The sequence below is a fragment of the Rhizobium sp. SVR5-9E genome (assembly GCF_056755095.1).
On the sequence record NZ_JBNDHS010000011.1, the window covers coordinates 1 to 13,373 of the forward strand.

The window sequence follows — 13,373 nt, forward strand, 5'->3', positions numbered from 1 at the left end:
GATCTATGACGTCAATGTCATCGGCACGATGCGCTGGATCAGGCCGTTCCTTCCATTGATGCGAACAGCAAAGCGCGGTTCGATCATCACCGTCGCCTCCCAGCTTGCTCTTTCCGGCGGCAGAAACAACCCGTCCTATATAGCGTCCAAGGGAGCCATCATGTCGCTGACGCGCTGCATGGCACTCGACTATGCCCCCGACAATATCCGCGCCAATTGCATTGTCCCCGGTGCGATAGAAACACCGATGCTTGAGCGTTCCTTTTCGCGTGCATCTTCTGCCGAGGATGCCCGGGCCGCAGCTCTTGCCCGTCATCCGCTCGGCCGCTTCGAGCGCCCGGGAGAGGTCGCCGAGGCGGCCCTGTTCCTGGCAAGCGACAGGTCGAGTTTCACCACGGGCTCCAGGCTCCCCGTCGATGGAGGATGGTTGGCCTAGATGGAGATGGAGCGCGTTCTCGTCACTGGTGGTTCGGGCTTCGTTGGTCTCAACGTCGTCGAGGCATTGCTGTCTGCCGGCGTCCACGTGACGAGCTTCGATGCCAAGACGATGCCGCAGGCAGCCCTTGAAACCTTCCAGCATTTGCCCGGACGACTGACGACCATAGAGGGCGATATTCGTGATCTCCAGGCGCTGCTGATGGCGACGCAGACGACAGATGCGATCGTTCATGGAACGGCGATCACGCCGAGTGATGCCAACGAGGCCGCGACCGTCGATCTGGCGCTATCGATCAATGTCGGCGGCACCATCAACGCCTTGCGTGCAGCGTCTCTCACGTCCCGCCGACGCATGGTGTTTCTGAGTTCGGCCTCCGTCTATGGGGCGGCTGAGCTCACAGGCGGGCTGCTCGATGAAGCAGCAAGCCCGCCGGCCCCGCGCTCTGTCTACGCCGTTTCGAAATTTGCCGCAGAACGACTGGCAGAGCGGCTCGCGCCACAGGACGCGATATCCCTGAGACTGCTCCGGCTCGGCTCCGTCTTCGGCCCCTGGGAACATGCGACCGGCGTTCGCACCACCTTGAGCCCCATCTTCCAGGCGACCGGGATCGCGGTTTCCGGCAGTGGCGCCTGTGTCCTGCCGCGCGAGGGGCGACGAGACTGGATCTACAGTCGCGACGTGGCGGCAGCGGTCCTGCGGGCCGTTATTGCCGATGAGCCTACGCCCGGACCGGTCAATGTCGGACTAAGCCTCGAATGGGGGGTTGCCGATTGGTGCGATCGCCTGGCCCGGCCTTTTGCAGGCTTCAGCTATCGGCTTGCAGCCGGCGGCGAGGTCGCGACCATCGACTTTCATGGGGCTGTCGATCGGGCTGCGCTCGCAATCGACCGGCTGCATGGATCCCTCGCGTTTCAACCGAACTACGGGCTCGAGGCCGCCTTTGACGATTACATTGGTTGGATCGGCGCCCATCCCGAATTCCTGGAGGGTTGCCGCGATGGCCGACTTTGATCTCGTCGTCCGCAATGGACGGATTTTTGCCGGAGATGGCCTCATCGAAGGCGATATTGCCTGCAAGGACGGCACGATCGCGGCGATTGGCACTGGCCTGCCGGGCGGCAGCCGGGAGATCGACGCGGCCGGCAAGCTTGTCCTGCCGGGCGGGATCGATGCCCATTGTCACATCGTACAGCTCACATCGACCGGCGCCACAACCGCTGACACCTTCAGGACGGCATCGATACCGGCAGCCTTCGGCGGCACCACGACATTGATGCCCTTTGCCGTTCAGCATCGAGGGAAATCCTTGCGCGCCGCGGTCGAAGATTACAGGTCGCGCGCCGCCGGCCAGTCCATCGTCGACTATGCCTTCCATCTGATCGTCACCGATCCGACACCGGAGACACTGCAGACCGATATCCCGGCGCTTGCCGCGGAAGGTTTCACCTCGGTGAAGATCTATCTGACCTATGACGCCTTGCGACTGGACGACTGGTCGGCTCTCGACGTGCTCGCGACTGCCAGGCGCGAGCAGTTGATGGTGATGATTCATGCGGAAAGCCATGACCTGATTGCCTGGCTGACCGAACGCATACTCACCAACGGCTACGGCGACCTGAAATATCTGAGCCGTTCGCGCCCGATCATCGCCGAACGCGACGCGACGCATCACGCGATCACCATGGCGGAACTGATCGATGTCCCGGTCCTGATCGTGCATGTGTCCTCCAGGGATGCGCTGGAGCAGATCCGCTGGGCGCGAACGCAGGGGGTGCGCACCTACGCCGAAACATGCCCGCAATATCTCGTGCTCAGCGAAGGCGATCTCGACCGGCCGCATTTCGAAGCGGCCAAATATTGCTGCAGTCCGCCCTTGCGCGATCTGCGCCACCAGAAGGCTCTGTGGGCCGGGCTGGCGGACGGCGCGATCGATGTTTTCTCTTCCGATCATTCGGCCTTCTTCTTTGAGGGAGCGGAAGGAAAGATGCGAAACGGCAAGAATGCGACGTTCGACAAGGTTCCCTATGGACTTCCGGGTCTCGAAACCCGGCTGCCGCTCTTGTTTTCCGAGGGAGTGTCAAAAGGCCGGTTGTCTCTGCGCGACTTCGTGCGCGCCACCGCCGAGCGCCCGGCAGAGCTCTATGGCCTGCAGGGCCGCAAAGGCATTCTCGCGCAGGGTGCCGAGGCCGACATTGTGATCTGGGATGAGGCAAAACGCGTGCGGATCAGCACCGAAACGCTGCACGACGAACTGGATTACACGCCCTATGAAGGGATGGTTGTCGAGGGGTGGCCGCAGACGACCATCTCGCGCGGCCAAATCCTGTGTCACGATGGAAAACTGCTCGCCGAGCCTGGCTGTGGCCGCCTGATCGCCTGCGACCGGCCGAATGCCGCGCGCCCGACCGGAAAGCCGGTCACCGGCTACGATGTGACGGAAAACCGATTGACCATGCGGTGACGCTCGGTCGGCGGTGGTTGCACTTGCCCGCCTGTCTGAACCCGCTGCTGCGGGCCAGTAGAGCGGGAAAGCGGATGTTTGGAGTTCGCCCCATGATGGAGCAGACCTATACGCTGAAGCAGTTGGCACAGGGCGACCGGCCGATCCGGATCGGCTTTTTCCTGGTGCCGGACTTCCCGTTGATGACCTTTGCCGCGGCGCTCGACTCGCTGCGGCAGGGTAATCGGCTGGCCAAGCGAAAGGCCTTTGAGTGGCTGATCCTGTCGGCGGATGGCGGCCATGTGAAATCCAGCAGCGGATTGGGATTCGATGCCGATATGGCGATCGGCCAGGCGCCCCGTTGCGATATCGTCATTCTCTGCGCCGGCATCAACTATGCCGACGCCTATGATGCCAATGTCTTTGCGTGGTTGAGGCGCATCCATTCCGAAGGATGCGTGCTGGGCGCAGTCAGCACGGCGGTGTTCTTTCTGGCAAAGGCGCGATTGCTTGAGGGGCGGCGATGTGCCGTGCATTGGGAGTCGCTGGCAAGCTTTCGCAGCGAGTTCCCGAATTGTCTTGCGACGGACGATATTTTCGCCATCGACGGACGCTTTCTGACCTCGTCTGGCGGCACGGTCACGCTCGACATGATGCTCTATCTTATCTCCGCCGTCGAGGGCAGGGAACTGGCCGCGCTGATTTCCGATCAGTTCAACCATGCCCGCATCCGGCGCCAGGACGACGTCCAGCGGATGTCCCCCGAAGACCGTTTCGGCATCAGGAATGCCAAGCTTGCATTTGTGGTTCGCCGCATGGAGGCGAGCCTCGGCGATCCTGTCGAGATTTCCGACCTTGCCGACAGCGTTGCGCTTTCGCTGCGCCAACTCGAACGACTGTTTCACGCCAATCTCGGCAAAAGTCCCAGTCACTTCTACATCGAGCTGCGTATGGCGCGCGCAAGAGAGCTCCTGACCTACACGGAATTGGCGATCGGACAGATTGCTGAAATCTGCGGTTATCAGTCGGCTTCCCACTTCGGCCGCTCCTACCGCACGCGATTTCGCGAAAGCCCTGCGGCCACCAGGAGGGCCGAGAAACGGCGGGAGGTGTCAACCAAATGAACAATGTCGATCGACGCAGAGAAGATGTCGGATCGCTGCATGTCACACAGGTCCATCCCGTCTTAATTTTTACCAAGACGGGCGACGGGCAAAAGGCCGCTGCGACCGTGGCAGGAGCGGAAGCCCGCCAATCGGTCCAACCAACAAAAAAATTCGGAACAGTTAAAGCGCTAACTAGGAGATGACTACCGTGGATAAGAAAGAGCATTCCTATATTCCGACCCTGGTCGAACAGATGTCCGGCGGCTCGATAGGCCGCCGCGAGTTCTTGCGCAAGGCGACGCTGCTCGGCGTTTCGGCGGCAGCTGCCTATTCTCTCGCCGGCGTTGCGATGCCCGGCAATGCTGCCCAGGCGGAAGACCTGCCGAAGGGCGGAAACCTGCGCATCGGCATGCGCTGCATGGAAATCAAGGATCCGCATCTGGCCGACTTCGCCGAAAAGTCGAACGTCATCCGTCAGGTCTGCGAATATCTTACCTTCACCGACCGCAACAACATCACGCATCCCTACCTTCTCGAAAAGTGGGAAGTCAGCGACGACCTGAAGACCTGGACGCTGCACGTTCGCAAGGATGTCAAGTGGCGCAAGGGCCGTCCTCTGACGGCAGATGATGTGGTCTGGAATCTCAAGCGCGTTTGCGATCCGGCAATCGGCTCGTCGATGCTCGGTCTCTTCACCGGCTATCTCGTGCAGGAATACGAAACCGGCGAAAAGGACGAGAAGGGCAACCCGAAGAAATCAAGCAAGCTCTGGGCCGACAACGCCATCGAGAAGGTCGACGATCACACCGTCCGCCTCAACTGCTCTGCGCCGCAGATCGCCGTGCCAGAGCACCTTTATCACTACCCGATGTTCATCATCGATCCGGAAGAAAACGGTGCTTTCGGCGCTGATGCGAACGGCACTGGTCCCTTCGCCATCACCGAATACGTGGTCGGCAAGGGTGCCAAGTACAAGGCTCGCACTGATTATTGGGGCACGGGTCCCTATCTCGACACGTTCGAATATGTCGACCTCGGCGACAATCCGGGCGCCGGCATCGCCGCCATGGCCTCCAAGCAGGTCGATGGTCTGTCGGAAGCCGATGCTGTCCAGATCAACGCGATGAAGAACTTCCCGCATGTAGGCGTCTATCAGGTCGAGACGACGCAGACGGTCGTCGCCCGCATGCACCCGGATATCGAGCAGTTCAAGGACAAGCGCGTTCGCCAGGCGATGCGTTATGCGATCGACCGCGAGAAGGTCATCCAGACGGCACTTCTCGGCGCCGGCGTTCCGGCCGAAGATCACCACGTCGCGCCCTCGCATCCCGAATACGCGGCGCTTCCCAAATATCCGCGCGACGTCGAGAAGGCCAAGAAACTTCTGGCCGATGCCGGCTATCCGGACGGTTTCGAATTCGACATGACGACGCGCCCGGATCCGATCTGGGAGCTCAACACGGCGCAGGTCCTTGCCGAACAGTTCAAGGACATCGGCGTCAAGGTCAATATCAAGGCCTTGCCGAGCGCCCAGTATTGGGAGGTCTGGACGACGTCGCCGTTCAGCCTGACGGCCTGGGGCCACCGGCCGCTGGCCATCATGACGCTGTCGCTCGCCTACCGCTCGAACGCCGCATGGAATGAGTCCAACTATTCCAATGCGGATTTCGACAAGCTGCTGACCGAGGCCGAAGGCATTCTCGACCCGAAGGAGCGCAGCAAGGTCATGGCGAAGATCGAGGCGATCATGCAGGATGACGGGCCGATCGTTCAGCCCTTCTGGCGTGTCTTCTCGACCGTCATGGACAAGAAGGTCAAGGGCTTCGAGCTTCATCCTTCCCAGTACATCTTCGCGCATCAATACGCGATCTCGGCTTAACCTCCCGGCTGGTGCCTGGCCGCATTCGTGCGGTCGGGCGCTGGGCCTGGACATTCGGATTCCTCCGGCTATGGCGAATTTCCTCCTCAAGCGTTTGGCGATGATGGTCGTGACGATGCTCTGTGCTTCGTTTCTCGTCTTCGCCGTTTGCGAGTTCACTCCCGGCAGCGTGGCGCGCAAGTCGCTTGGTCCTTTCGCCACTCAGCAGCAGGTCGACCTGCTTTCGCAGAAACTGAAGGCCAATGATCCGCTGCTGGTACGATATGGCCGCTGGCTCGGCGTGCTCGTCGGGGCGATCCCCGATCCGCTCCAGGATCCGGCCACCGGACTGAACTTCAACGATCCGCGTGGCGCCCAGTATTTCGGCAACTTCGGCTATTCGACGCTGAACAAGCTGCCCGTCAACGACGTCATCTGGGATCGTCTCGGCAATACCGCGATCCTCGCCGGGCTGGCCTTCCTGCTGATCGTCCCGCTGTCGATCATCTTCGGCATCCTATCGGGATTGAAAGAGGGCGGCGTGCTGGACAGGACGCTGTCGGTCATCTGCATCAGCTTCACCTCCATTCCGGAATTTGCCTCGGGCGTCTTCCTGGTAACGCTTTTCGTGATCCTCTGGCCTATCCTGCCGGGCACCAGCCCGCTCAACAGCGACGGCGGCTGGGCGGTGCCCTACCAGTTCGTGCTGCCAGTCGCGGTCCTCGTCATCTACGACTTCGGTTACGTGGCGCGCATGATCCGCGTCTCGATGATCGGCGTCATGGAGCGGCCCTACATCCGCACGGCAATCCTCAAGGGCATGAACACGCGACGCATGGTTCTCGGCCACGCACTTCGCAATGCGATGATCGCGCCCTTCACCGTGCTCCTGCTGCAAATCAACTTTCTGATCAGCGGCGTTGTCGTCACCGAACTCGTGTTCGCCTATCCCGGTTTCGGCCGCCTGATCCTCGATGCGAGCCTGTTCGGCGATATCGCCACGCTTGAGGCCGCCACGCTGATCACCGTCGCCATCGCCGTCATCACGCAGCTGCTCGGCGACCTTGGCTACATGCTGCTCGATCCACGAATCCGGGTGAGGTAAATCATGGCTGTTCAAGACAACATCACCGGAGCAGTCGTCGCGCCACTGAGGCGCGCAGCACGGCCGAACTGGATGCGCATCCTGCACTCGCGCACCGCCGTCGTCGGCCTCTGTCTGGTTCTCTTCTGGGTGCTTGCGGCCCTCTTGGCCCCCATCCTGCCGCTGCCATCGCCGACGGATTCCGATGTGATGGCGATGAGCAATCCTTATCCCTCGGCGGCCCATTGGTTGGGAACCGACGTGCTTGGTCGAGACGTGCTGTCGCGGCTGATCTTCGGCGCCCGCACCGTCCTCTCCGTTGCGCCGCTGTCGGTGGCGGTCGCGATGGTCGTCGGCATCACGATGGGGATGATCGCAGGCTATTACGGCGGCTGGGTCGATGTTCTCATCAGCCGGTTTTCCGACATCATCCTCGCTTTCCCGGTGCTGGTCATCTACGTCATCCTGATCGCCAATATCGGACCATCGGTCCTCAATATCGTCATCGCGACAACGATTGCCTCGGCGCCCGGTATCGGCCGCATCACCCGCGGCCTGGTGCTCGGCCTGAAGCAGCAGGAATATATTTCGGCGGCAAAGCTCAGGGCGGAAAGCACGCTCTACATCATGATCGTCGAGCTGCTGCCGAACTGCCGCAGTCTTCTGATCGTCGATGCCTGCCTTCGCATCGGCTACACGATCATCACTATCGGCATCCTCGGTTTTCTGGGCCTTGGCCTGCCGCCGCCGAACCCCGATTGGGGCGGCATGGTCAAGGAGAGCGTGACTGTCCTGAATGTCTGGCCGCACATGTCGCTCATCCCGTCCGCCGCGCTCGTCAGCCTCGTCCTCGGCTTCAATCTGCTTGCCGATGGCATGCGGGAGGCATGGAAACCATGAACGTCATCGCGTCCAGTCTCCAAGGAGCGGCCATGTCCATCACGCCGTCGATCGATCGTGAACCCGTTCTCGACATCCGGAACCTGCGCATCGAGTTTCGCGGCAAGAGCGAAACGGTGGTGGCGATCCCGGACCTGTCTTTCAAAGTCATGCCAGGCGAAAGCTATGGCCTGGTTGGAGAGTCCGGCTGCGGCAAGAGCACGACGGCGATGGCGATCATGAGCTATCTCGGCAATACCGGCGTGATCGCCGGCGGCAGTATCCGTTTCAACGGCAAGCAGCTGGTCAACGCATCCGCCAAGGAGCTGCGCTCCATCCGCGGCCGGCAGATCGCCATGGTCTACCAGGACCCGATGAGCGCGCTGAACCCGGTGAAGACGATCGGTGCGCAGCTTGCCGAAGTTCCCCTGCTGCACATGGGCGCGAGCAAGAAGGACGCCTTGGCCATGGCGGAGGCGATGCTCGCCGATGTGCGCCTGCCCGATCCCGGACAGCTGATGCGACGTTATCCGCATCAGCTGTCCGGCGGCCAACAGCAGCGTGTGGTCATCGCCATGGCATTGCTCGCCAAACCCTCCCTGCTGCTACTCGACGAGCCGACAACCGGCCTTGATGTCACCGTCGAGGCTGCGGTCATCGATCTGATCGCCGAACTGCGTCAGCGCTATTCCACCAGCCTGCTGTTCATCTCGCACAATCTCGGCCTGATCGCCGAAAGCTGCGATCGGCTCGGGATCATGTATTCCGGCGAAATGGTCGAAGAGGGAACGACGTCGGAGGTGTTCCGCCGGCCGAAACACCCTTATACGCGCGGCCTCATCGACTGCATCCCCGACATTACAGGCGACAAGCGCAGCCGCACGCTCGCGGCGATCCCGGGCTCGATCCCGCTGCCGCAGGAACGGCCGCAAGGCTGTCTTTTCGGGCCGCGCTGCTCCAGTTTCGTTGCCGGTCTTTGCGATCGGCCCGGACTTGCCATGGAGCGCGCGGCCAACGACCATCTGGTGCGCTGCGTCCGCTGGCCTGAGATCTCTACGATGGAGGCTGCACTCGCTCCTGTCGAGGGAACGGTGATCGAGAAATCGACCGCGATAGCGCTCTGCGATGTGAGCCGGCTCTATCCGGTCGGCTACCAGAAGTTCGTCAAGGCGAACGAAGCGGTCACCTTCGACGCGGCAAAGGCGGAGATCGTGGCGCTGGTCGGTGAATCCGGCTGCGGAAAATCGACGCTGGCGCGCATCGTGACCGGTCTCGACAAGGCGACCTCAGGTGAAATCCGAATGGCTGGCGAAAACATCGCCGAACTGCAGGCCAGTCAGCGCCCGCGCGAACTGCTGCAGCAGGTTCAGATGATCTTCCAGAATCCTGACAGTACGCTCAACCCATCGCATTCCGCCACCTTCTCCATTCGCCGTTCGATCAAGAAGTTCGGTGTCCGCAAGACCAAGGTTGAGATCGAGCAGCGAGTGCGCGAACTTCTGGAAATGGTGCGGCTGTCTCCGGCGGTCGCCGACCGCAAGCCGAGCCAGCTTTCCGGCGGCCAGAAGCAGCGCATCGCCATTGCCCGCGCCTTCGCGGCCGAACCCTCGCTTATCGTTGCCGACGAGCCGGTTTCCGCACTTGACGTTTCGGTGCAGGCGGCGGTCGTCACCCTTCTCCTCGACATTCAGCGCGAGAAGCATGCGACCATGCTGTTCATCAGCCACGATCTGGCACTGGTTCGTCACATCGCCGACAAGGTCGTCGTCATGTATCTCGGCAAGATCATGGAGCAGGGGACCGTCGACGAGGTCTTCGGCGAAGCATCGCATCCTTATACAGAGGCGCTTCTTTCGGCCATCCGAAGCCCGCACCTCGACGAAACGCCGCGTGAACGCATTCGCCTGTCGGGCGAAACACCCAGCCCCGTCAACGTGCCTACCGGCTGCCGTTTTTCATCGCGATGCCATCGCAAGCTCGGCAGCATCTGCGACACGGTTGCGCCGCCGCTGCGCAAGATGTCCGGCACGCACGAGATCCTGTGTCACATCGAGGAAGCAGATCTCGCCGCTGCTCCGGCCGGAAGGGCATAAGCAATGCACGAGCCCGATAGCACGGTCGGCGACTTCTGGCGAAATCCCGCAGGCTTGCGTGCCATTGTGCACGTGATGGCAAGCATCTGCATCGTCGCCACCGGAAACTCGCTTCTGACGACGACGGTTTCGCTTCATCTCAGCGATCCCGCGCTTGACCCGCACGTTGTCCAGTTGCTGCTGACGGCGTTTCCGATCGGCTTTCTGGGCGGCTGCCTGTCTGCCCGTTTCCTCGTCGTTCGGTTCGGACATGAGCTCGCCTTCCATATCGTGGCATTGCTCGCCGCGCTGGGCTCGGCCGGCTACATGTTGACGGAAGCGGCTCCGGTCTGGTTCTGCATGCGTCTGATCAACGGCTTCTCGATCGCAACGCTCTTCGTCGTGTCGGAAAGCTGGATCAACCTTTATGCCGATCAGAAGAACCGCGGCGCCTATTTCTCGCTCTACATGCTGATGACGTCGCTGGCGACGCTGTTTGCGCAATTGCTGGTCGAGGCGGCGGGCGCGGCTTCTCCCTATCTCTTCCACCTTGCCCTCGGCGTCATTCTGCTTGGGCTGTTCTATGCCCGGGTTGTCGGCCGGCCCTGGCCTGCCTTGCGACTGCCGTTGGCGGTGACGGTCGAAGCCGGCAATGCCCATTCCGGCCATCGCTACGGCATCTGGCGGCTCGCCGCTCTCGCCCCGGTCACCGTCGTCTGCATCTTTCAGGCGGGCATGACGAACATGAACGTCTATACGATGACGCCGATCTATGCGGAACGCGTCAAGCTCGACGCGGCCGTCGCCGTGACGCTGGTGACCGCCTTCAGTCTCGGCGGCATGCTGGCGCAGGCGCCGGTCGGATGGCTTTCGGATCGCATGGACCGGCGCGTTCTGCTGCTTGTCCAGGGATTGGCGGGAGCAGGATTGTGCGCGGCCATCGCCTGGCCCGGAGCCTACCCGCAGGCGCTGCTCTACGGTCTGTTCTTTGCCTATGGCGCGATCGCATTGACGATCTATCCCGTCGGCATCGCCTATGCCAACTCGCAGCTCGACAGCCGGCATATGGTCTCGGCGTCGGGAAGCCTGCTGCTGCTCTATTCGATCGGCAACATCATGACACCCGGGCTTGCCGCGCAATTGATGGAGCTGTTTGCACCGCAGGCGCTCTTCCTGCTGCTGGGGGGCGGTGCCTTTCTGGTCGCTGCCGCTGCCTGCTTCAATCTCTTCCGCCGTCCGATCGGCACCACCAAACCGTGCCTCGTTCCGGGAGGATGCGAATGACGTCCGCCAAGCCTTTTGACCTCGTCATCCGCGGTGGCCGCGTGGTGTTGCCGGATGCCACCCGGCCGATCGATATCGGTGTCCGCGACGGCGTTATCGCGGCCCTCGAGCCGGATCTGCCCGAGGGCAAGCATGAAGTCGCGGCCGAGGGGCGTATCGTACTGCCCGGTGGCGTCGACACGCATTGCCACATGGACCAGCAGCCCTGGGAGGGAAAGACAACCGCCGACGATTTCAACACCGGCACGCTGTCGGCCATGTGCGGCGGCACGACAACGGTCGTCCCATTCGCCATGCAGATGCGCGGCCAGTCGCTACGCGATATCGTCGAAGACTATCATCAGCGCGCCGGCCCGAAGGCCCATATCGACTACGGCTTTCATCTGATCGTCGGCGATCCCTCCGCGGAGGTCCTGCTCGACGAAATTCCCGGTCTGATCGCCGAAGGCTGCACGTCGATCAAGATCTACCTGACCTATGACGGGCTGAAGCTTGATGACTATGAGGTATTGAATGTCCTCGATCTCGCCCGCGCGCAGGGCGCGATGGTCATGGTCCACGCGGAAAACGATGCCTGCATCCGCTGGCTGACCGAAAAGTTCATCGCCGCCCGCAAGACCGAACTGCGCTATCATGAGAAAGCGCATTCGGCGATCGGCGACCGTGAAGCGACCTTCAGGGCGATCAGCCTTTCGGAATTGATCGAGACGCCGATCCTCGTCAGTCATGTCGCCGCCGGCGGCGCCGTCGAGGAGATCCGTCGCGCCAAGGCACGCGGCCTGCCCATCTACGCTGAAACCTGTCCGCAATATCTCTTCCTTTCGGCCGAAGATATTGACACGAATGACCTGTCCGGCTCCAAATGCGTCTGCACCCCGCCGCCGCGCGACAAGTCGAACCAGCCGGCAATCTGGGCCGGCATCCTGGATGGGACGCTCGAGGTTTTCACCTCGGATCATTCGCCCTGGCATTATGCGGACAAGATCGCAGGCGGGCCGGGAACGCCCTTCCACCGTATTCCCAACGGCATTCCGGGCATCGAGACGCGACTTGCCCTTCTGTTTTCGGCTGCTGTGAACGGCGGCCTGATCTCGCTGCAGAAATTCGCCGACCTGACATCAGGCGCTCCGGCGCGCCTCTTCGGGCTTGCTCCGCGCAAGGGCAGCATTGCGATCGGCGCGGATGCCGATATCGCGATCTGGGATCCGGATCGCAGCGTGACGATCACCAATTCGCTGCTGCATCACGCTACCGACTACACGCCCTACGAAGGGCAAGTCGTCAGGGGCTGGCCGATCATGACGATCTCGCGCGGTGACATCGTCTGGGATGACGGAAAGGTCCTGACCCAGCCGGGTAGAGGGCGCTTCATTGCCAGGGAACGGCCGTTCCCGCCGCAGCAGGGACTTTCGAAGGTTCTCGCATCATGACGGCACCGATGTCTCGCCTTGAAGGCCAGGTGATCTTTCTCACTGGCGCCGCAAGCGGCATAGGCGCGGCGATCGCGCGCCGCTGCATCGCCGAGAAAGCCGTCGTCATCTGCGCCGACCAGTCGCTCGACGGTGCTGACGCGCTTGCTGCATCCCTCGGTCCGCAGGCGCTGGCCGTTCAGTGCGACGTCACCGACAGCGGCTCAGTCAAGCGTGCGGTGGAGGCTGCCGTGGGGCGTTTCGGACGCCTCGATGGCCTCGTGCATAATGCTGCGGCGCCCTCGCTTGACGGTACCGTTATCGACCTTGCCGAGGCGCAATGGCGGCTGGAGGTAGATGTCATCCTGACCGGTGCCTTCCTGGCCAGCAAGCATGCGCTGCCGGCGATGATCGATGCCGGCGGTGGTTCGATCGTGTTCATCGCATCGCAATTCGCCCATGTGGCAACCGGCAGGGCCGTTGCCTATTGCGCCGCAAAGGCCGGCCTCGTGCACCTCGCCAAGGCGATGGCGGTGGACCATGCGGCCGATGGCATTCGCGTCAACAGTCTCTCGCCGGGTGCCGTGGCGACGCCGCGGCTGCTGCAGCGATGGCCGGATCTCGATGCGGCAAATGCAGGGCTCGGACCGGGACACCTGCTCGGACGCATCGGGCAACCGGAGGAAATCGCCTCTGCCGCCGCCTTCCTGCTGTCGCTGGATGCGTCCTTCGTTACCGGAGCCGATCTGCTGGCGGACGGTGGCTATGCAACACGCTGATACTTGCACTGAAGATCTTTGGA

General features: G+C 62.0%; 11 protein-coding genes. All 11 read left to right on the forward strand.

The window, feature by feature from the left end; all coding sequences use genetic code 11:
- Positions 1 to 436 (forward strand): SDR family oxidoreductase (locus tag ACPYOJ_RS08065; RefSeq protein WP_481415771.1); only part of this gene is annotated, 436 nt, incomplete at its 5' end.
- Positions 437 to 1,450, forward strand: coding sequence for an NAD-dependent epimerase/dehydratase family protein (locus ACPYOJ_RS08070; RefSeq protein ID WP_481415772.1), 1,014 nt, complete (start codon positions 437 to 439; stop codon positions 1,448 to 1,450).
- Positions 1,437 to 2,900: a dihydropyrimidinase gene (gene hydA / locus ACPYOJ_RS08075; protein ID WP_481415773.1), complete on the forward strand. Its 1,464-nt coding sequence runs from the start codon at positions 1,437 to 1,439 to the stop codon at positions 2,898 to 2,900. Before ACPYOJ_RS08070 ends, hydA (ACPYOJ_RS08075) begins: the two co-directional genes overlap by 14 nt.
- A 92-nt stretch (positions 2,901 to 2,992) precedes the next feature.
- Complete coding sequence (locus tag ACPYOJ_RS08080; protein WP_481415774.1) at positions 2,993 to 4,003, forward strand: GlxA family transcriptional regulator; 1,011 nt, start codon at positions 2,993 to 2,995, stop codon at positions 4,001 to 4,003.
- Between the two features lie 181 nt (positions 4,004 to 4,184).
- Positions 4,185 to 5,864 (forward strand): ABC transporter substrate-binding protein, encoded by a 1,680-nt coding sequence (locus ACPYOJ_RS08085; protein ID WP_481415775.1) that lies wholly within the window; start codon positions 4,185 to 4,187, stop codon positions 5,862 to 5,864.
- 70 nt (positions 5,865 to 5,934) lie between these two features.
- Positions 5,935 to 6,948: an ABC transporter permease gene (locus ACPYOJ_RS08090; RefSeq protein ID WP_481415776.1), complete on the forward strand. Its 1,014-nt coding sequence runs from the start codon at positions 5,935 to 5,937 to the stop codon at positions 6,946 to 6,948.
- Positions 6,949 to 6,951: 3 nt separating this feature from the next.
- On the forward strand, positions 6,952 to 7,827 hold the full coding sequence (locus ACPYOJ_RS08095) for an ABC transporter permease (RefSeq protein WP_481415777.1): 876 nt from the start codon (positions 6,952 to 6,954) through the stop codon (positions 7,825 to 7,827).
- Positions 7,828 to 7,859: 32 nt separating this feature from the next.
- A complete protein-coding gene (locus ACPYOJ_RS08100) occupies positions 7,860 to 9,899 on the forward strand; it encodes a dipeptide ABC transporter ATP-binding protein (protein ID WP_481415778.1) in 2,040 nt (679 codons plus the stop codon).
- 3 nt (positions 9,900 to 9,902) lie between these two features.
- Positions 9,903 to 11,162, forward strand: coding sequence for an MFS transporter (locus ACPYOJ_RS08105; RefSeq protein WP_481415779.1), 1,260 nt, complete (start codon positions 9,903 to 9,905; stop codon positions 11,160 to 11,162).
- Entirely contained in the window at positions 11,159 to 12,592 is a 1,434-nt protein-coding gene (hydA, locus tag ACPYOJ_RS08110; RefSeq protein ID WP_481415780.1) for a dihydropyrimidinase, read from the forward strand. Before ACPYOJ_RS08105 ends, hydA (ACPYOJ_RS08110) begins: the two co-directional genes overlap by 4 nt.
- Before the next feature lie 8 nt (positions 12,593 to 12,600).
- Positions 12,601 to 13,350, forward strand: a complete 750-nt coding sequence (locus ACPYOJ_RS08115; RefSeq protein ID WP_481415781.1) for an SDR family NAD(P)-dependent oxidoreductase — start codon at positions 12,601 to 12,603, stop codon at positions 13,348 to 13,350.
- Positions 13,351 to 13,373: the final 23 nt, after the last annotated feature.